The sequence below is a fragment of the Streptomyces seoulensis genome (assembly GCF_022846655.1).
Classification (GTDB): domain Bacteria; phylum Actinomycetota; class Actinomycetes; order Streptomycetales; family Streptomycetaceae; genus Streptomyces.
Window position 1 is genome coordinate 4,968,618 of record NZ_AP025667.1, and the last position, 19,395, is coordinate 4,988,012.

Annotated in this window: 18 protein-coding genes; 10 read left to right on the forward strand and 8 right to left on the reverse strand. The window is 73.1% G+C overall.

Annotated elements, in window-relative coordinates:
* The first annotated feature begins 55 nt into the window (after positions 1-55).
* The 7 genes from HEK131_RS22865 to HEK131_RS22890 all read left to right on the forward strand — a co-directional run bounded on the left by HEK131_RS22865 (position 56) and on the right by HEK131_RS22890 (position 5,605).
* Positions 56-889: a glutamate ABC transporter substrate-binding protein gene (locus tag HEK131_RS22865; RefSeq protein ID WP_244336847.1), complete on the forward strand. Its 834-nt coding sequence runs from the start codon at positions 56-58 to the stop codon at positions 887-889.
* 130 nt (positions 890-1,019) lie between these two features.
* Positions 1,020-1,685: an amino acid ABC transporter permease gene (locus HEK131_RS22870; protein ID WP_217460756.1), complete on the forward strand. Its 666-nt coding sequence runs from the start codon at positions 1,020-1,022 to the stop codon at positions 1,683-1,685.
* The gene (locus HEK131_RS22875) at positions 1,682-2,584 is read left to right on the forward strand and encodes an amino acid ABC transporter permease (RefSeq protein WP_244336848.1); all 903 of its coding nucleotides are present in this window, start codon (positions 1,682-1,684) and stop codon (positions 2,582-2,584) included. Before HEK131_RS22870 ends, HEK131_RS22875 begins: the two co-directional genes overlap by 4 nt.
* A gap of 235 nt (positions 2,585-2,819) precedes the next feature.
* On the forward strand, positions 2,820-4,439 hold the full coding sequence (locus tag HEK131_RS22880) for an FAD-dependent monooxygenase (RefSeq protein ID WP_244452123.1): 1,620 nt from the start codon (positions 2,820-2,822) through the stop codon (positions 4,437-4,439).
* 77 nt (positions 4,440-4,516) lie between these two features.
* Positions 4,517-4,603, forward strand: a complete 87-nt coding sequence (locus HEK131_RS30240) for a putative leader peptide (RefSeq protein WP_324608464.1) — start codon at positions 4,517-4,519, stop codon at positions 4,601-4,603.
* 67 nt (positions 4,604-4,670) lie between these two features.
* Positions 4,671-5,201, forward strand: a complete 531-nt coding sequence (locus tag HEK131_RS22885; protein ID WP_244336849.1) for a cysteine dioxygenase — start codon at positions 4,671-4,673, stop codon at positions 5,199-5,201.
* A complete protein-coding gene (locus tag HEK131_RS22890; RefSeq protein WP_432215669.1) occupies positions 5,198-5,605 on the forward strand; it encodes a rhodanese-like domain-containing protein in 408 nt (135 codons plus the stop codon). The genes HEK131_RS22885 and HEK131_RS22890 overlap by 4 nt, the downstream gene beginning before the upstream one ends.
* 118 nt (positions 5,606-5,723) lie before the next feature.
* Here HEK131_RS22890 and recX read toward each other — a convergent pair whose 3' ends face one another.
* From recX to HEK131_RS22905, 3 genes are all read right to left on the reverse strand, one after another.
* The gene (recX, locus tag HEK131_RS22895) at positions 5,724-6,512 is read right to left on the reverse strand and encodes a recombination regulator RecX (RefSeq protein ID WP_244336850.1); all 789 of its coding nucleotides are present in this window, start codon (positions 6,510-6,512) and stop codon (positions 5,724-5,726) included.
* Positions 6,513-6,514: 2 nt separating this feature from the next.
* Positions 6,515-7,651, reverse strand: a complete 1,137-nt coding sequence (gene recA, locus HEK131_RS22900; RefSeq protein WP_217460752.1) for a recombinase RecA — start codon at positions 7,649-7,651, stop codon at positions 6,515-6,517.
* 231 nt (positions 7,652-7,882) lie between these two features.
* Complete coding sequence (locus HEK131_RS22905; protein WP_244336851.1) at positions 7,883-9,052, reverse strand: MFS transporter; 1,170 nt, start codon at positions 9,050-9,052, stop codon at positions 7,883-7,885.
* 56 nt (positions 9,053-9,108) lie between these two features.
* Between HEK131_RS22905 and HEK131_RS22910 the strand changes: the two genes are divergently transcribed.
* Positions 9,109-9,678, forward strand: a complete 570-nt coding sequence (locus HEK131_RS22910; RefSeq protein WP_244336852.1) for a CGNR zinc finger domain-containing protein — start codon at positions 9,109-9,111, stop codon at positions 9,676-9,678.
* Here the strand turns inward: HEK131_RS22910 and HEK131_RS22915 are convergent.
* Positions 9,675-10,862, reverse strand: coding sequence for an AI-2E family transporter (locus tag HEK131_RS22915; RefSeq protein ID WP_244452125.1), 1,188 nt, complete (start codon positions 10,860-10,862; stop codon positions 9,675-9,677). The genes HEK131_RS22910 and HEK131_RS22915 overlap by 4 nt on opposite strands.
* A gap of 298 nt (positions 10,863-11,160) precedes the next feature.
* On the reverse strand, positions 11,161-11,355 hold the full coding sequence (locus HEK131_RS22920) for a DUF3046 domain-containing protein (protein ID WP_217460749.1): 195 nt from the start codon (positions 11,353-11,355) through the stop codon (positions 11,161-11,163).
* Positions 11,356-11,434: 79 nt separating this feature from the next.
* On the opposite strand from HEK131_RS22920, the gene HEK131_RS22925 reads away from it, so the two are divergent.
* Complete coding sequence (locus HEK131_RS22925; protein WP_244336853.1) at positions 11,435-12,379, forward strand: hypothetical protein; 945 nt, start codon at positions 11,435-11,437, stop codon at positions 12,377-12,379.
* An 8-nt stretch (positions 12,380-12,387) separates the two neighbouring features.
* Here HEK131_RS22925 and HEK131_RS22930 read toward each other — a convergent pair whose 3' ends face one another.
* The 3 genes from HEK131_RS22930 to HEK131_RS22940 are packed head-to-tail and all read right to left on the reverse strand — an operon-like array spanning position 12,388 to position 14,346.
* On the reverse strand, positions 12,388-12,696 hold the full coding sequence (locus HEK131_RS22930; protein ID WP_217460747.1) for an AzlD domain-containing protein: 309 nt from the start codon (positions 12,694-12,696) through the stop codon (positions 12,388-12,390).
* Positions 12,693-13,457 carry an AzlC family ABC transporter permease gene (locus HEK131_RS22935; RefSeq protein WP_244336855.1) on the reverse strand — a complete coding sequence of 255 codons (765 nt, stop codon included), beginning with the start codon at positions 13,455-13,457 and terminating at the stop codon, positions 12,693-12,695. The genes HEK131_RS22930 and HEK131_RS22935 overlap by 4 nt, the downstream gene beginning before the upstream one ends.
* Positions 13,458-13,467: 10 nt before the next feature.
* The gene (locus HEK131_RS22940) at positions 13,468-14,346 is read right to left on the reverse strand and encodes an AraC family transcriptional regulator (protein WP_244336856.1); all 879 of its coding nucleotides are present in this window, start codon (positions 14,344-14,346) and stop codon (positions 13,468-13,470) included.
* 100 nt (positions 14,347-14,446) lie between these two features.
* Between HEK131_RS22940 and HEK131_RS22945 the strand changes: the two genes are divergently transcribed.
* A complete protein-coding gene (locus tag HEK131_RS22945) occupies positions 14,447-19,393 on the forward strand; it encodes an ATP-dependent helicase (protein WP_244336857.1) in 4,947 nt (1,648 codons plus the stop codon).
* Positions 19,394-19,395: the final 2 nt, after the last annotated feature.

Below are 19,395 nucleotides of genomic sequence, written 5' to 3' on the forward strand. Positions count from 1 at the left end.
CCCTCGCGCTCTTTCCCCACTTCGCTCGTCACGCATCACGCAAAGGATGTCCACCATGAAGCTCCGCAAGGTCACCGCCGCCTCCGCCGTCGTGCTCGCCCTCGCCGTGTCCGTCACCGCGTGCGGCGGCGACAAGAAGGACGACGCCTCGGGCGGCGGCAAGAAGATCAAGATCGGCATCAAGTTCGACCAGCCGGGTCTCGGTCTGCAGGAGCCGGACGGCTCCTACTCCGGCTTCGACGTGGACGTGGCCACCTATGTCGCCAAGCAGCTCGGCTACCAGCCGAACCAGATCGAGTGGGTCCAGACCAAGAGCGCCGACCGCGAGAACGCGCTCCAGCGCGGCGACGTCAAGTTCATCGCGGCCACCTACTCGATCACCGACGAGCGCAAGGAGAAGGTGGACTTCGCCGGCCCGTACCTGCTGGCCCACCAGGACCTGCTGGTGAAGAAGGGCTCGGACATCACCAAGGGCACGGACCTCAACAAGAAGAAGCTGTGTTCCGTGACCGGTTCCACCTCGGCGCAGAACGTCAAGAAGACGATCGCCCCGGACGCCAACCTGCGCCCGCTGTCCGGCTACTCGGAGTGCGTCGCCGGTCTCCAGAGCGGCGCCGTGGACGCGCTGACCACGGACGACTCGATCCTCGCGGGCTTCGCCGCGCAGGACAAGTACAAGGGTCAGTTCAAGCTCACGGGTCTGAAGCTCAGCAACGAGAACTACGGCATCGGCGTCAAGAAGGGCGACTCCGCGACCGTCGACAAGATCAACAAGGCGCTGGAGCAGATGGTCTCCGACAAGTCGTGGGACAAGGCCGTGAAGGACAACTTCGGCCCGGCCCAGTACAAGAACGAGCGCGCCCCGAAGATCGGCGACATCGTCAAGTAGTCCCGGCATCACGACGCGAGGACCTGGCGGGCTCCGCACGGTCCACGGTCCGCGCCGCCGTCCACCGCTTCCCGGACGGCGGCGCGCCCCGACCACCCCGTAGGCCACAGACCCGGAAGCGCGGGAGAACGTGTTCGACTTTCTTGAAGGCTACGACGTCCTGGGGGCGTTCTGGACGACGGTGCAGCTCACCGTCTTCTCCGGCGTCGGCTCCCTCGTCTGGGGCATCCTGCTGGCCGGCATGCGGGTCAGTCCTGTCCCGCTGATGCGCGGGTTCGGCACCGCCTACGTCAACATCGTCCGGAACATCCCCCTGACGATCATCATCCTGTTCACCTCGCTCGGCCTCGCCGACATCTTCGGTGTCACCATGGGGTCCCAGGACTTCAAGATCCAGGGCTTCCGGCTGGCCGTGCTCGGACTGATCGCCTACACGGCGGCGTTCGTGTGCGAGGCGATCCGCTCAGGCATCAACACGGTGCCGCTCGGCCAGGCCGAGGCGGCCCGCGCCATCGGGCTGAGCTTCTCCCAGACGCTCCGGCTGATCGTGCTGCCGCAGGCGTTCCGCGCGGTCATCGGCCCGCTGGCCAACGTCCTGATCGCCCTGACCAAGAACACCACGGTGGCGGCCGCCATCGGCGTGGCCGAAGCCGCGACCCTGATGAAGACGATGATCGAGAACGAGGCCCAGACCGTGGCCATCGGCGCCGTCTTCGCCCTCGGCTTCGTGGTACTGACCCTGCCGACCGGCCTCCTCCTCGGCTGGCTCGGCAAGCGACTGGCGGTGAAGCGATGAGTTCCGTCCTCTACGACACACCGGGCCCCCGCGCCCGGGTGCGCAACGTCGTCCTCTCGTTCGTCTTCTTCGCCCTGCTCGGCCTGCTGCTGTGGTGGGCCGTCATGAAGCTGGACGACAAGGGCCAGTTGGCCTGGGACCTGTGGAAGCCCTTCACCACGGGCGACGCCTGGAACACGTATCTGCTGCCCGGCCTCGGCAACACGCTGAAGGCGGCCGCGCTGTCCATGGTCATCGCGCTGCCGCTCGGCGCGATATTCGGCATAGCCCGGATGTCCGACCACCGTTGGGTACGCGTGCCGGCGGGCGTGGTGGTGGAGTTCTTCCGCGCCATCCCGGTGCTGCTGCTGATGCTGTTCGCCGGTGAGTTCTACGTCCGCTCCACCGACATCCCCAGCGACGCGCGGCCGCTGTACGCCGTCGTCACCGGCCTGGTGCTGTACAACGCCTCGGTGCTCGCCGAGATCGTCCGGGCGGGCATCCTCTCGCTGCCGAAGGGGCAGACGGAGGCCGCGTACGCCATCGGTCTGCGCAAGGGCCAGACGATGGCGGGCATCCTGCTCCCGCAGGCCGTCACCGCGATGCTCCCGGCCATCGTCAGCCAGCTCGTGGTGATCGTGAAGGACACGGCGCTGGGCGGTGTCATGCTCCAGTTCACCGACCTGCTCAACGCCCGCAGCACCCTGGCGGCCAACTACGCCAACGTCATCCAGAGCTTCTTCGTGGTGGCGGTCATCTACATCGCGCTGAACTTCCTGCTCACCTCCTTCGCCTCCTGGCTGGAGGGCAGGCTGCGCCGCAGCACGCGCGGCACCGGCGCGGTCCTCGGGGCCGGTACGGTCGAGGACCTCAACACGGGCGACACCGGCGGCGCGGTCCCCGCGGGGAAGACCGGCTGACACCCGCTCAGACGAGCCCCTGGGGGGGCCGAGACGGCGCGCGAGCGCCCTCCCGGCCCCCCATTGCGGTCCTGGGCTCCGTGCCCGATCCTGGAGGGGTGATCGCCACGGGCCCCGGTCACTTGACGCATACCCTGCCAATGGGTTGCATACGTTCTGTGATCGTGCACCCCGCTTCACCTTCCTGTTCCCGCGTGTTCGTCGAGGCATCGTCATGGGCAGGGGGCGCCGCACCGTGGACCCGGTGATCATCGTCGGAGCGGGGCCCGTCGGGCTCACGCTCGCCCTGGCGCTGGCCCGCCAGGAGGTGCCGTCCGTCGTCCTGGACGAGACCGGCGGCAAGGACGAGCCCCGGCCCGCTCGCACCGTCGTCCTGCGCGAGGACACCACCGCGCTGCTGGAGCGGCTGACCGCGTTCCCGCTCGGCGAGCTGGGGCTGCGCTGGGCCGGATGGCGGTCGCAGCGGCGCAGGCAGGTGGTGAGCGAGATCGCCTTCGCGGCGGACGACCCCGCCCCGCTCCACATCGAACAGCACGTCCTCAGCGCGGCTCTGCGCGCGGCCGTCGACGCCGAGCCGCTGATCAAGGTGGCCCTGGACAGCCGGCTCGACGCGCTCGAGCAGGAGCGCTCCGGCGTCACCGCGCACACGCGCGGCCCGCAGGGCACCTGGTGGCGGGGCAGCCATCTGGTCGGCTGCGACGGCCCCCGCTCCACGGTCCGCAAGCTGCTGGACATCCGCTTCCCCGGCCGGACCGCGGTGGAACGGCACGCGGTCGCCACCCTGCGCGTCGAACTTCCCTGGGAAGGCCAGGCATTGCTGCACCGGACGCCGCCGTGGCGGTCCTCCGGGCACCCCTCCAGCGAGGTCAGCGCCCGGCCGCTCCCGGACGGCACCTGGCGCCTGGACTGGCTGCTGCCGTCCGGCAAGGACCTGATCACGCCCGAGTTCCTGGTGAGCAACGTCCGCAAGACACTGGCGGGCTGGACCGGCGGCGCGACCCCGGCCTACGAGCTCCTCGACACCGGTGTGCACGCCGTGCACCACCGCCTGGCCCGCCGCTGGCGCGTCGGCCGGGTGTTCCTCGCCGGGGACGCCGCCCACTTGCTGGGCGCGCTCGGCACGCAGGGGCTGGACGAGGGGCTGCGGGACGCCGACAACCTCGCCTGGAAGCTGGCCGTCTCCTGGCACCACGGCCCGCACGAGGCGCTGCTCGACAGCTACCAGGCGGAACGGCGCGCAGTGGTCGCCGCCCGGCTGCGGGCCGCCGACCAGTTGCTGCCGGTGCTGCGCGGCACGGGCGGGCTGCGCGGCTACGTGCCCGGCGCGACCCGGAACCAGGACACCCTCATGACGGACGGTCACCTGGGACGCGGGGCGCTCGGCGAACCGGGGGCGTACGCCGACTCGCCGCTCGCGCCCCGGTACCTGGAGGGCGAGATCCCGGTCGACACCGGTCCGGGCGCCCCCGTCACCGATGTACGGGTCACCGCGGAGGACGGCTCCTTCGTCCGCCTGCGCGACCGGATGGGCCGGGGCGCACTGCTCGTCGTGCTGATCGCGCCGGGCACGGGGGTGTGGGACCGCAAGCACTGGATGTCCGCCGGGGTGATGCCGCGGCTGGCGGCCGCGGTGACCGCGCTGCCGCACCGGTCGGAGCTGCTGGTGGCGGAGAACTATCCGGGAGCCCCGGCGCACAGCGTGCTCCTGGTGCGTCCGGACGGCCATCTGGTCACCGCGCTCAGCGGGGTCCGGCCCGCCGATCTGTACGCGGCGGCGGAGGCCACGCTGGGCGGCGCGGTGCCGCTGGAGGACGCGCTGAAGGAGGAGGCGGAGGCGGGTTCGGGGGTGCGCTGACCCCGGGTCCGGGCCCTGGCTGTCCACATGATGACGACCGATTGACCGGAGTGCGGCGGCATGCTGTACTCCGGATCGTGACCGACACCCGTGTACGCCTGTGGCGGAGGGTCCATATGGACCTGCTCCGCTACGCGGGCTGCGTGTGTCGTCCGTCCTGCTGAATTCGCATCCCCCTTTTCCGGGCGCCGTCGTGCGCCCGTTCGGCGAACCATCTTCAGGACGGTGCACGTGTCTGTCTCCCCCCTCGCCTCCCCCACGCCCACCTCGGCCCCCGGCCAGGCCGAACTGCTCGACTTCGTCCGGCGCGCCGCCGCCGACGCGGAACTGATCGCCTCTCTCCCGCTCGACCCCGAGGGCCGCACCTGGCTCCGGCTGGAGGGTCCGGGCGGCAGCGAGGCGTGGCTGATCGGCTGGCCGCCCGGCACCGGCACGGGCTGGCACGACCACGCCGACTCGGTCGGCGCCTTCCTCACCGCGTCGGGCGAACTGCACGAGAACTCGCTGGCCGCCCGGCTGCCCACGGACGGCTGGCGGACCCTCGAACTCACCGAGGACGTCGACCGCGAACGCTGGCTGCCCTCCGGTCAGGGCCGCGCGTTCGGCCGGCACCATGTGCACGAGGTGTACAACGACTCCCCCGACCGGCACGCGGTCTCCGTCCACGCCTACTACCCGCCGCTGCCGCGCATCCGCCGCTACAGCCGCACCGGGCAGGTGCTCCGGCTGGAGCAGGTCGAGCGGCCGGAGGACTGGCAGTGAGCGGCGACGCACTGCGCCCGGTCGGGATCGACGAACTGCTGGACCGGGTCCGCTCCGGCTACCGGCGCATCGAGGCGCGAGCGGCACACCAAGCGGCGCGCGACGGTGACGCCCTCCTCGTCGACATCCGGTACGCGGCCCTGCGCGAACGGGACGGCCTGATCCCCGGTGCACTGGTGATCGAGCGCAACGAGCTGGAGTGGCGGCTCGATCCGCAGGGCAGCCACCGGGTGCCGGAGGCCGCCGGACACGATCTACGCGTCGTGGTCATCTGCAACGAGGGCTACGCGTCCAGCCTGGCGGCAGCCTCCCTGCACCAGCTCGGCCTGCGTCGCGCGACCGACCTGGTGGGCGGCTTCCAGGCTTGGCGCGCGGCGGGGCTGCCGGTGGAGGCGGCGGGGTGAGGGGTGCGTCCGCTCGGGACCTGGCGCCCTGAGCGGACCTTCCTTCCTGCGGGCGACATGGCCCGGAGCTGCGTGGCCGGCCTGACTCCGGTGGCTCGTGCCCGGTGCCGACCGCCCCTCAGAAGCCGTCCTCCGTCAGGTACTCGGTGTCCTCGCCCTCTTCCTCCAGCGCCTGACGGACGACGCGGAGGGCCATGCCCTCGGGGTAGCCCTTGCGGGCAAGCATCCCGGCGAGGCGGCGGAGCCGCTTGTCGCGGTCGAGCCCACGGGTGGCTCGCAGCTTGCGGTCCACCAGCTCGCGGGCGGTCGCTTCCTCCTGCTCGGAGTCGAGCTGGCCCACGGCCTCGTCGATCAGCGCCGAGTCGACACCCTTGGTGCGCAGTTCACGGGCGAGGGCGCGGCGGGCCAGCCCCCGGCCGTGGTGCCGTGACTCCACCCAGGCGTCCGCGAACGCGCTGTCGTTGATGAGTCCGACCTCCTCGAACCGCGACAGCACCTCCTCGGCCACCTCGTCCGGGATCTCCCGCTTGCGCAGGGCGTCCGCGAGCTGCCTGCGGGTGCGCGGGGTCCCGGTGAGCAGCCGCAGACAGATGTTCCGCGCCTTCTCGGCCGGGTCCGTGGAGGACACCCCTGGCTCGGCCCTCGACGAGCTGGAGGTGTCCTCGTCCGTGCCGGACGGCTCCCCGAAGCCGCGCCGGCGACGGCCTCGCCGGGAGGAGCCGCCCCCGTGGGACCCCTCCGAGCGTGTGCCGTCCCACCCGGATCGGCGCGGCGCCGGGTGGCCGTCCTCGTGTCCGTCCGCGTCGTCACCGGGCACGGCCGTCGCCGGGTCGTTCCCGATGCCCCTCCCCCGTGGGGCACCGGGCGCGGTGTGCTCGTACTCGGCCCAGTCGGTTCGTCGCGTCACGGTCAGCTCTTGGCGGTGGCGGCCTTGGGCTTGGTGGCCTTGACCGGGGCGGTGGCCGCCTTGGCGTCCGTGGCCTTGGCGTCGGCGCCCGGGGTGGTGACCGCGACGGCGTCCGCGCCCGGCTCGGCGGTGGGCTTCTCGGGACGCACGCCGACGCCCAGCTTCTCCTTGATCTTCTTCTCGATCTCGTTGGCGAGGTCGGGGTTGTCCTTGAGGAAGTTGCGGGCGTTCTCCTTGCCCTGGCCGAGCTGGTCGCCCTCGTACGTGTACCAGGCACCGGCCTTGCGCACGAAGCCGTGCTCCACGCCCATGTCGATCAGACCGCCCTCGCGGCTGATGCCGTGGCCGTAGAGGATGTCGAACTCGGCCTGCTTGAACGGCGGGGCGACCTTGTTCTTGACGACCTTGCAGCGGGTGCGGTTGCCGACCGCGTCCGTGCCGTCCTTCAGGGTCTCGATGCGGCGGATGTCGATGCGCACGGAGGCGTAGAACTTCAGCGCGCGGCCACCGGTCGTGGTCTCCGGCGAGCCGAACATGACGCCGATCTTCTCGCGGAGCTGGTTGATGAAGATCGCGGTCGTCTTGGACTGGTTGAGCGCGCTGGTGATCTTCCGCAAGGCCTGGCTCATCAGGCGGGCCTGGAGACCCACGTGACTGTCGCCCATCTCGCCCTCGATCTCCGCGCGCGGGACGAGCGCGGCGACGGAGTCGATGACGATGAGGTCGAGCGCGCCGGAGCGGACCAGCATGTCCACGATCTCCAGCGCCTGCTCACCGTTGTCCGGCTGGGAGAGGATCAGGTTGTCGATGTCGACGCCGAGCTTCTTCGCGTACTCGGGGTCGAGGGCGTGCTCCGCGTCGACGAAGGCGACCTGGCCGCCGGCCTTCTGCGCGTTGGCCACGGCGTGCAGGGTGAGGGTCGTCTTGCCGGAGGACTCCGGGCCGTAGATCTCCACGACACGGCCGCGCGGCAGACCACCGACGCCGAGCGCCACGTCGAGGGCGGTCGAGCCGGTCGGGATGACCTCGATGGGCTCCATCGACCGCTCGCCCATGCGCATCACTGCGCCCTTGCCGAATTGTCGTTCAATCTGTGCGAGTGCGGCGTCGAGCGCCTTCTCGCGGTCGGTTCCTGCCATGGGTTCCACCCGGTTTGCTTGAGTCGATCGCTTCACGTCAAAGACGCTAACGCCTGCCACTGACAACGCGCCCCGACGCCGGTCCGGCCTGTGGATAACCGAGGGACATACCTACCCGAACCGCTACGAAGTCCCCGTCGACGGCCTCGCCTGAGCTTCCATGAGAATGGATGTTCGATTTTCGTGTCAAGCACCTCAGGAGCCACCCGCGAGTCGGAGGACACCCGCTATTCACAGTCGCCCCGCCGAGCGGGTGCCCCTCACGGGGAACCCCACACAGGCCGCGGCGCCGACCCCCGACGCCAGCAGCAGAGCGCCCGGCAGCGAGCAGGCCGCGAGCGGTCCGCCGCAGGCGGCGCCCACGGCGAACCCGGTGATCTTCAAGCTGGCACCCGTGGTGAAGATCTGACCGCGCAGGCGCTCCGGCGCCTCCCTGTGCCGGACGGCGAACAGGGCCGTCAGTTGCGGTCCCTCACCGGCACCGAGCAGCAGCGCGGCCACGACGAGGAAGGCCGGTCGAGCCGACGCCGCGAGCGCCGGAGCGGCCGCCTGGACCAGGGCACCGACCCGGATAACGGTGTCCGGAGCCCAGGCGGGCGCGCGGCGCGCGAGCACGGCGTTGGCCAGCAGGGCCGACGCGGCCGCGCAGGTGAGCAGTACCGCTCCTCGGGCCGCCCCGCCCAGGCAGCGCTCGCCCAGCAGGGGAAGGCAGGCCGTCAGCACACCCTGGGCCGCGCAGGAGCCGACCGAGACGAGAGTCGCCCGCGCCAGGGCCGCGTTCCTCGCGACGTACCGCACTCCGGCGACGAGGTCCCCGGCCACCGACCCCCGCTCTCGGACCGGCACCCTGGGCAGCCGCCAGGCGGCCGGCACCGCCGACCCGACGAGCACCCCGGCGACGACCACGGCGGTCGGCGCGCCCAGCCCCTCCGCCACACCCCCGGCAAGCGCCGGACCGGCCAGACCCGCCGCGCCGAACGTCATCGCGTCGAGGGCGTTCGCCCGCTCCAGCAGCCCGCCCGGCGCGACCCGGGCCAACTGCGCGGTCCACCCGCCCGCGACGGCAGGCGCCGACAACCCGGTCGCCACAGCGAGCACGAGGGTCGTGGCGAAGGGCAGCCGGCCGAGCCCGAGCAGAATCACCCCCAGCCCCCCGGCGTACAGGCCGAGCGCCCCCGCGAGCAGACGCCCTGGCCGCTCCGCCCGGTCAAGAACCGCGCCGAGCAAGGGTCCGCCCACCACGGCGGAGATCGTGACGCCCGCGAGCAGGGCGGAGGCGGCGGAGGCCGAGCCGGTGAGGGCGAACCCGGCCAGCATCAGGGCCGGCCCCGACGTCTCGTCCCCGATACGGGCGGCCACCGCACCGGCTAGGTAGGAAGTGAGCGCGTAACGCCTTGGCATCGCAGTGACGTTACGGAGGTAACTCAAAACTCCGCAACGTGCGTTACATTCGGCCGGTGTCCTCCACTCCCGCCGACTGGTCCACCCGGCACTCGGTGCTGACGACGGCCCAGCGCACCGCCGACCTGGTCAATGCGCTCGCCGACGGCCACCCCGAGCCGGCCGACGTGGCCGACGTGCTCCGCGCGTACGGCGAGAGCGACCCCATCGACCTCTCCGCGCGCGACCTGACCGAGATGCGCGCGGCCGCCGCCGGACTGCGCGAGGTGTTCGCCGCCGGGGACACCGACACCGCGGCCTCGGCCCTCAACCGCCTCCTGCGCGAGCACACGGGCCCGCTGCGGCTGTCCTCGCACGACGGCACCACCCCCTGGCACCCCCACCTCGACAGCGCCGACGACGCCCCCTGGGCCGAGTGGTTCCTCGCCTCGTCCTGCATGGCGCTGACCGTCCTCGTCTGGGACCGTCAACGACCGCCGGGCGGCATCTGCGACTCCCCGAGCTGCGACCACGTCTACGTCACCCAGGGCAGCGGCCCGCCCCGCCGCTACTGCTCACGCCGCTGCGCCACCCGCGAGCGCGTGGCCGCCCACCGCCGCGCCCGCGCCGCACAGGACCCCGGCTAGGGCCTGTCGCCAGGCCCCTGGGTCGACCCCTCCGACTCCGACACCGACTCCGTCTCCGGCTCCGGCTCCGGAGCGCGCGGGCGTCCCAGGCGAAGGCGGATGAAGGTGTCCGGGCGCCCCTGCCGCCGCAGCCGGTGTCCGTGCACGCGCGGGTCGTCAGTGACCGTGTACCGCTTCACGTACGCGCCCAGGAACGCCTGGAGCGTGGCCACCGCCGGGATGGCGATCAGGGCGCCGACCGCGCCGAGCAGGGCGGTGCCCACGATGACCGAGCCGAAGGCGACGGCCGGGTGGATGTCGACGGTCTTGGACGTCAGCTTGGGCTGGAGCATGTAGTTCTCGAACTGCTGGTAGACCACGACGAAGATCAGCACCCACACCGCGTACCAGGGCGCCACGGTGAACGCGATCAGCATCGGCAGCGCACCCGCGAGGTAGGTGCCGATGGTCGGTATGAACTGCGAGACCAGGCCCACCCAGACACCGAGCACGGGCGCGTACGGCACCCCGAGGGCCTGGAGCAGGATGTAGTGCGCCGCGCCGGAGATGAGCGCCATGAGGCCGCGCGAGTAGATGTAGCCGCCGGTCTTGTCGACGGCGATCTCCCAGGCGCGCAGCACCTCGGTCTGCCGCGCGGGCGGCAGCACCGAGCACAGGGCGCGGCGCAGCCGGGGGCCGTCGGCGGCGAAGTAGAACGAGAACAGGCCGACGGTGAGGATCTGGAAGAGGCCGCCGAGCACCTGGGCGGACACGTCGAGGACCCCGGCCGCGCTGTTCTGGGCGTACTTGCGCAGCCAGTCGGAGTGGAGCACGCCCTCCTGGACGTCGACCCGGCGCACCTCGAGGTGGAAGGTCTGGTTGATCCAGTTGATGACCGAGTCGAGGTACTCGGGGAATCCCTCGATCATCTTGATGATCTGGCCCGCGAGCATCGACCCGAGCAGGGTGAAGAAGCCCGCGGTGACGACGGCCAAGCCGAGGAAGACCAGGAAGGTGGCAAGCCCCCGGCGCATCCCGCGCGCGGACATCCGGCTCACGGCGGGCTCGATGGCGAGGGCCAGGAAGAACGCGATCAGGATGTTGACGAGGAGCCCGATCAACTGGTGGAAGGCCCAGCTTCCCAGTTGGAACAGGGCGACCAGCACGAGCGCGAGCACCATGGCGCGCGGCAGCCAGCGCGGCATCTTGGCGCCCGCGACGGCACCGGCCGCGGGCTCGCGCGGCGGCGGGCCGGCAGCGGGGGCGGGCCCGGCCGGGGGTGCCGTCTGCGGGTCGGTCGGCTCGATGTCGTCGATGCGTGCCACGGGCCAAGTCTGGCCCACGCCACCGACAGCCCCGACCGTCTGGGGGCCTCGGTGACCGACTCGGTATGTGGCCGTCAACACACCCGTCGGCTCGTCCGTCGACCGGGGGACCGGCGATCCGCGTAATTCGTCCCCGTCTTTCGGCCGACCCCGCCCGGCACCCGACGACGACCGTGACTCAGCGCTTGTCCCCCGGCACGTCCATCACGGTGCACACCACGTGCCACACCTCCTTGGCGTCCCAGCCGGCGTCCAGTGCCTGGTGCACCGTCCGTCCGCCCAGCTCGGACATGATGTGATCGCGCGCGAACGAGTCGGCGTACCCCGAACCGAAGTGCTCCGCCATCCGCTGCCAGAAGACCGTCAACCGCATGCCTCAAGTATCCCGCCTCAGGGGGCGGGTGCGTCCGGGACCGTTCTCGGCGGCCTCCGGTGGCCCTACGGTCTGGTCCATGGCCGAATCAGGTGCTCCCTCGCTCCCCTCCGCGCCCCCGGCGCACTCCCCCCTCTTCCGTGCGGAGCGCTTCGTCTGGCTCACCGCGCGCGTGCTGGAGCAGCGGCTCTTCGCGCACCACTTCCTGAACGGCGGCGCGGACCCGGTGGAGCGGGCCCTGGACGCCTATCGCAACGAGGACGGCGGCTACGGTCACGCGCTGGAGCCCGATCTGCGCGGCCCGGTGAGCCAGCCGCTGCACACCGCTCGCGCGCTGCGGGTGCTGGCCTCGGTCGGCCGGTGCGGCGGGCAGCGGGTGGAACGGGTGTGCCGCTATCTGACCTCGGTGTCCACCGCGGACGGCGCGCTGCCGGCGGTCCATCCGAGCCAGCGCGGGTATCCGGTGGCGCCGTTCGTGCCGGTGGTGGACGACCCGCCGAGCGAGTTGCTGGCGACGGGGCCGGTGGTGGGCCTGCTGCACCGCAACGAGGTGTGGCACGCGTGGCTGTTCCGGGCCACCGACTTCTGCTGGCAGGCGGTGGACGCCCTGGAGGTGTCGCATCCGTACGAGGTGCAGGCCGCCGTGGCGTTCCTCGACTCCGCTCCCGACCGCGCCCGCGCGCAGGCGGCCGCGGACCGGCTCGGCCGCCTGGTGCGCGAGCGGCGGCTCGCGGCGCTGGAGCCGGACCGCCTGGACGCGTACCCCGTCTCCCCCGGCTACGCGCCCGGTGAGCACCACTTCGCGCACGACTTCGCCCGCACCCCCGATTCGCTGGCGCGTGCGTGGTTCACGGACGAGGAGATGGAGCGCTCGCTGGATCACCTCGCCGCCGAGCAGGAGGCGGACGGGGGCTGGCCCGTGCGGTGGCGCCGTTGGGCCGCGGCTCCGGCGCTGGAGGCGCGCGCCGGGGTGACCATCGAGGCGCTGCGCACCCTGAGGGCCTACGGCCGCTACGTCGGCTGACCCGGCGCTCAGCCGGTGAGGGCGCGCACCCCCGCCGTCACGGCCACGGCCACCGCGACGACGAGCAGGAACGGTGCGCGCAGCAGCAGGGCGACGGCCGCCGCCGCGACTCCCGCGGCCCGGGCGTCCAGGACGAGGGTGCGGCCGTCGGCGAAGGTCTGCTGGGCGGTGAGCGCGGCCAGCAGGGCGACCGGCAGCAGCGCGGCGAGCTTCTTGACGAGCGGCCGCTCCACGGCGCTCGCGGGGACGAGCAGCCCGGCGAGCTTGACGGCGTAGCAGCCGAGCGCGGTGACGCCGATGGCGAGCCAGGTGTTCAACGGTCCTCCTCCGGTGCGTCCGGGTCCTGCGGGCGGCTCTGGGCGGCGCGGGCGCGCAGACCTTGTACGAACAGGGCGAGGGGCGCCGCCAGGGCCGCCACCAGTACGGGCGCCCCGGCGGGCAGCACCGGAAGCAGGCCGAGGCCCAGGACGACCGCGAGGGCCGCGACCGCGCGTTCGGTGAACGTGGTCAGCATGGGGGCGAGCAGCGCCAGGAAGACGGCGGGCCCCGCCGCGTCCAGCCCCCAGGCGTCGGTGTCCCCGAGGGCCTGCGCGCCGAGCGCGCCGAGCAGGGTGGTGAGGTTCCACAGCACGTACAGGCTGAGCCCGGTGACGGTGAAGCCGAGCCGCGCGGAGCGCCGGTCCGGCTGGGCCACGGTGACGGCGGTGGTCTCGTCGATCACCCACTGGGCGGCGAACGGCCGCAACGCGCGCGGGAGGGCGAGCAACTGCGACAGCCGCAGCCCGTAGAACGCGTTGCGCACGCCGAGGAAGAACGCGCCCGCCGCGGCGGTGAAGGGGTTTCCGCCTGCCGCGAGCGCTCCCACCAGGGCGAACTGGGAGGCGCCGGTGAAGACCAGGAGGCTGAGTGCGCAGGTCTGGAGGAGTCCGAGTCCGCTGCCTGCCGAGGTGACGCCGAAGGCGAAGCCGGAGAGCCCTACGGCGACGCCGACCCCGAGGGCGTCCCGTACGACGGCGCTGTCCGGCTTTCCCACGTCCTCGGCGGCCCTGTCCGCGAGTGCTGTCTGTCGCTGTGCCACGCCCCGGACGCTACGGTGGCCCGCCCGGCGGGGTCTTGTACGTTGTTGCGCCCGGCAGTGTTCTCACGGTCTCGCGTTCGCGCTGGTAGGCCCCCGGAGGCACGCCGACGATCCGGGTGAAGTGGCGGTTGAGGTGGGGCTGGTCGGTGAAGCCGACCAGGGCGGCGGCATCGGCGGGCGAGGTGCCGGCGTCCAGCAGGAGCCGGGCGCGGCGCACGCGCGCGTCGGTGAGCCAGGTGTGCGGGGGCATGCCGTAGGCGTCCCGGAAGGCCCGCAGCAGGGCGAAGCGGCTGGTGCCGAGGTCGGTGGCGAGGCGCTCCAGGCTGGGCGGGGCCGCCATCCGCTCCTCCAGCACGGCACGCGCGCGTGCGGCGACACCGGAACCGGCCGAGCGGGCCCGGCGCTCGGGCAGCGGGCCGCCGTTGAGCCGCAGCAGCCGGGTCACCGCCACGCTCAGCAGGGTGTCGGCGGCCAGCGCGTTGCCCTCCTCAGCGGCGCGCAGCACCTGGTGGACGAGACGGACGGTGTACGGGTCGTCCACCATCGGGGCGGCGAAGCCGGGCGTCCCCCGGACGGTGCTGGTCTCGGCCGCTATCCGGGCCACCACCTCGGGCGACGGGTACACCGCGCCGTACCGCCAGCCCTCGGGGACGCCCGCGCGGCCGGTGTGCGGGGTGTCCGGGTTGACCAGCGCGAGGGCGCCCGCGCCCACCGACACGTCGGCACCCTGGTGGTGGAAGACCTCCACGCCGTCCACTATGGCCGCTATCACGAAGTTCTCGTGGGTGTGGCGGGCGAAGGTCTTGCGGATGTAGCGAGCGCGGAGCAGGTCGACCCCGGGCAGTTCCGCGTACCGCCAGTGCCGTGCCCGCTCCCCTGAACCCGCCATACGCCCATTGTCGGCCACGCCCGCCGGTCGCCGCACGCCGCGATCCGCCCCGTTTGCCCAGGTCAGCCCGATTGTCAGTGGGCGGGTGCAGGATGGATGCATGGTGAGATCCGCCCACCCGGCCCTCGAAGGCTTCTCCCCCGCGACCCGCGAGTGGTTCACGGGGGCGTTCCACGCGCCCACCGAAGCCCAGGCGGGCGCGTGGAAGGCCATCAACGAGGGTTCGGACGCGCTGGTGGTGGCGCCGACGGGCTCCGGCAAGACCCTGGCCGCCTTCCTCGCCGCGCTGGACCAGTTGGCCTCCACCCCTCCCCCGGCCGACCCGAAGAAGCGCTGCCGGGTGCTGTACGTGTCCCCGCTGAAGGCGCTCGCCGTGGACGTGGAGCGCAACCTGCGCAGCCCGCTGACCGGCATCCGCCAGGAGTCCGTGCGCCTGGGCCTGCCCGAGCCCGAGGTGAAGGTGGGCATCCGCTCCGGCGACACCCCGCCCGCCGAGCGGCGCTCGCTGGTCACGCGCCCGCCGGACATCCTGATCACCACCCCCGAGTCGCTGTTCCTGATGCTGACCTCGTCCGCGCGGGACGCGCTCACCGGCATCGAGACCGTGATCCTGGACGAGGTGCACGCGGTCGCGGGCACCAAGCGCGGCGCGCATCTCGCGCTGTCCCTGGAGCGGCTGGACGAGCTGCTGCCGAAGCCCGCCCGCCGGATCGGCCTGTCGGCGACCGTGCGGCCGGTGGACGAGGTGGCCCGCTATCTCTCGCCCCGGCGCAAGGTGGAGATCGTCCAGCCCGAGTCGGGCAAGGAGTTCGACCTGTCGGTGGTCGTGCCCGTCGAGGACATGGGCGAGCTGGGCGGCTCCCCCGCCGCCGACGGCGACGACAAGGCGGAGAAGCCCTCGATCTGGCCGCACGTCGAGGAGAAGATCGCCGACCTGGTCCAGTCGCACCGCTCGACCATCGTGTTCGCCAACTCCCGCCGCCTGGCGGAGCGGCTGTGCAACCGGCTCAACGAGATCGCCTACGAGCGCGCCACGGGCGAGAAGCTGGACGAGCACCATTCCCCGGCCGAGCTGATGGGCGGCTCGGGCGCGGCCCAGGGCGCCCCCCAGGTGATCGCCCGCGCGCACCACGGCTCGGTCTCCAAGGAACAGCGGTCGCTGGTCGAGGAGGACCTGAAGGCCGGGCGGCTGCCCGCCGTGGTGGCCACCTCCAGCCTGGAGCTGGGCATCGACATGGGCGCGGTCGACCTGGTCGTCCAGGTCGAGTCCCCGCCGTCGGTCGCCTCGGGCCTGCAGCGCGTGGGCCGCGCGGGACACCAGGTGGGGGCCGTCTCCACCGGTGTGGTCTTCCCCAAGTACCGGGGCGACCTGGTGCAGGCGGCCGTGGTCACCGAGCGGATGCGCTCGGGCGGGATCGAGTCCCTGCGGGTGCCGTCCAACCCGCTGGACGTCCTGGCACAGCAGCTCGTCGCCATGACGGCGCTGGACGCCTGGCAGTACGACGATCTGCTGGCCACCGTCCGCCGCGCGGCACCCTTCGCCTCGCTCCCGGAGTCCGCGTTCACCGCCACCCTCGACATGCTCGCGGGCCGCTACCCCTCGGACGCGTTCGCGGAACTGCGCCCCCGCGTGGTGTGGGACCGCGTGACCGGCACGATCAGCGGCCGGCCGGGCGCCCAGCGGCTCGCCGTCACCTCCGGCGGCACGATCCCCGACCGGGGCCTGTTCGGGGTGTTCCTCGTCGGTTCCGACCCGAAGAAGGGCGGCGGCCGGGTCGGCGAGCTGGACGAGGAGATGGTGTACGAGTCCCGCGTGGGCGACGTCTTCACGCTGGGCACGAGTTCCTGGCGCATCGAGGACATCACCCGCGACCGGGTCCTGGTCTCCCCCGCGCCGGGCGTGCCGGGCCGGCTGCCGTTCTGGAAGGGCGACCAGCTCGGCCGACCGCTCGAACTGGGCCGCGCGGTCGGCGCGTTCCTGCGCGAGGTCGGGTCGCTGTCCGAGGAGGACGCCCGGCTGCGCCTGCTCACCGCGGGCCTGGACACGTGGGCGGCGGACAACGTCCTGTCCTACCTGGCCGAGCAGCGCGAGGCGTGCGGGCACATCCCGGACGACCGGACCATCGTCGTGGAGCGCTTCCGGGACGAGCTGGGCGACTGGCGGGTCGTCATCCACTCCCCCTTCGGCGCCCAGGTGCACGCCCCGTGGGCGCTGGCGCTCGGCGCCCGTCTCTCCGAGCGGTACGGCATGGACGCACAGGTCATGCACGCCGACGACGGCATCGTGCTGCGCCTGCCCGACGCCGACCTGATGGGCCTGGACCTGCTGGACCAGGGCCCCGCGAAGGCCGGCGCGGAGTACGACGGCGAACAGGCCCCGGTCGGCGCGGCGGACGTCGCCTTCGACAAGGGCGAGGTCGATCAGGTCGTCACCGACCAGGTGGGCGGCTCGGCCCTGTTCGCCTCCCGGTTCCGCGAGTGCGCGGCCCGCGCGCTGCTGCTGCCGCGCCGCAACCCCGGCAAACGCACCCCGCTGTGGCAGCAGCGCCAGCGTTCGGCGCAACTTCTGGAGGTGGCGAGCGAGTTCGGGTCGTTCCCGATCGTCCTGGAGGCGATCCGCGAGTGCCTCCAGGACGTCTTCGACGTGCCCGGCCTGGTCGAGCTGATGGGCGACATCGAGTCCCGCAAGGTCCGCCTGGTCGAGGTCACCACCCCCGAGCCGTCCCCCTTCGCCCGCTCCCTGCTGTTCGGCTACGTCGCCCAGTTCCTCTACGAGGGCGATTCCCCGCTCGCCGAGCGCCGGGCCGCCGCGCTCTCCCTGGACTCCCGGCTGCTGGCCGAGCTGCTGGGCCAGGCGGAGCTGCGGGAACTGCTCGACGCCGAGGTGCTGACCGAGCTGGAGCGCGAACTCCAGTGGCTCACCGAGGACCGCCGGATCAAGGACGTGGAGGGGGTCGCGGATCTGCTCCGGCTGCTGGGCCCGCTGACCGACGCCGAGTTGGGCGCGCGGGGCGCCGAGCCGGAGTGGGCGCGGGAGCTGGCCGCCGCCCGGCGGGCCATCAAGGTCCGCGTGGGGGGCGAGGACCACTGGGCGGCCATCGAGGACGCGGGCCGCCTGCGTGACGCGCTCGGCACCGCGCTGCCGGTCGGCGTGCCCGAGGCGTTCACCGAGCCGGTCAAGGACCCGCTCGGCGACCTCCTCGCGCGCTACGCCCGCACCCACGGCCCCTTCACCTCCACGGCCGCCGCCGCCCGCTTCGGCCTCGGCGTGGCGGTCACCGAGGGCGCCCTCCAACGGCTGGCCGGCAGCGGCCGGGTCGTACAGGGCGAGTTCCATCCCGCGGGCATCGGCCAGGAGTGGTGCGACGCCACGGTGCTGCGGCGGCTGCGCCGCCGCTCCCTGGCCGCGCTGCGGCACGAGTTGGAGCCGGTGCCGCCCGCCGCGCTGGCGCAGTTCCTGCCGCAGTGGCAGCACATCGGCAAGGGCCACGCGCTGCGCGGCACGGACGGACTGGTGCGCGCCATCGAGCAGTTGCAGGGCGCGTCGGTGCCCGCGTCCGCGCTGGAGAAGCTGGTCCTGCCGTCCCGTGTGGCGGACTACAAGCCGTCGATGCTGGACGAACTCACCGCGGCGGGCGAGGTCGTATGGGCCGGGGCGGGCTCCCTGCCCGGCAAGGACGGCTGGGTCTCGCTCTACCTGGCGGACACGGCCCCCCTCCTCCTCCCGCCCCCGCACCCCCTGGAACTGAGCCCGCTCCACCAGTCGATCCTGGACACGCTCTCCGGTGGGTACGGCCTGTTCTTCCGCCAGATCGCCGACCAGGTCCGCGCCACCACGCACCCCGCGGCGAGCGACGCCCACCTGGCCGACGCCCTGTGGGACCTGGCCTGGTCGGGCCGGCTCACCAACGACACCCTGGCGCCGATGCGCGCCCTGCTGGGCTCGGGCCGTACCGCCGGTGCGACGGCCCACCGCGCCAAACGCAATGTCCCGCGCGGGCGTTACGGCTCCCTGACCGCCGCAGCCCGAGCCACCTCCCGGTCCGGCCCGCCGACCGTCGGAGGCCGCTGGTCGCTGCTGCCCGTGCCCGAACCGGACGCCACCGTGCGCGCCCACGCGCGGGCCCGCGCCCTGCTGGACCGGCACGGTGTGGTGACCCGGGGCGCGGTGGGCGCCGAGGGTGTGGAGGGCGGCTTCTCGGCGGTGTACCGGGTGCTGTCGGTGTTCGAGGAGAGCGGCCAGGCACGGCGCGGTTACGTGGTCGAGGGGCTGGGCGCCGCCCAGTTCGCCATGGACGGCGCCGTGGACCGGCTCCGTGCGGTGTCCAACGCCCGTGACCGGGGCGAGCGCGTGGCACCCGAGCCGGGCCCGGCGGGCGACGGCGCCGGCAGTCTCCCGCCCTTCCCCGGCGACGGCCACGCCGCGTCCGACGCGTTCGACCCGTCCGCCGGCGCCTTCGGCCACCCGAGCCTCGACGGCGACTTCGCCTGGCCGCCCCGGGGCGGGGACGACGGCGGTCTCCCCCGCCCCTTCGGCCCGGCGGCCATCCCCGGCTCCTACGACTCCCCCGGCCAGGGCGGCCCTCGCGGCGGTCCGGGCTACGGCACCCCGCCGAACCGTGGCTACGGCCCCCGGGCCCGTGACACCTCCGCCGACTCCCGCGCGGTGGTCCTCGCCGCAGCCGACCCCGCCAACGCGTACGGCGCCGCGCTGCCCTGGCCGGAGCCGCCGACCGGATCCGGGCACAAGCCGGGCCGCAAGGCGGGCTCGCTCGTCGTCCTGGTGGAGGGCGAACTGACCCTCTACATGGAGCGCGGCGGCAAGTCCCTGCTGGCCTGGCCGGCCGACCCGGACGCCTCCGCGACCGACGACCCCCGCCTGCGCGCCGCTGCCGAGGCCCTGGCGGCGGCCGCCCGCGCGGGCTCCCTGGGCACGGTCACCGTCGAGCGGATCAACGGCACCGCGGCCCTGACCTCACCCCTGGGCACCCTGCTGGAGGGTGCCGGCTTCGTGGCGACCCCGCGCGGCCTGCGTCTGCGCGCCTGAGC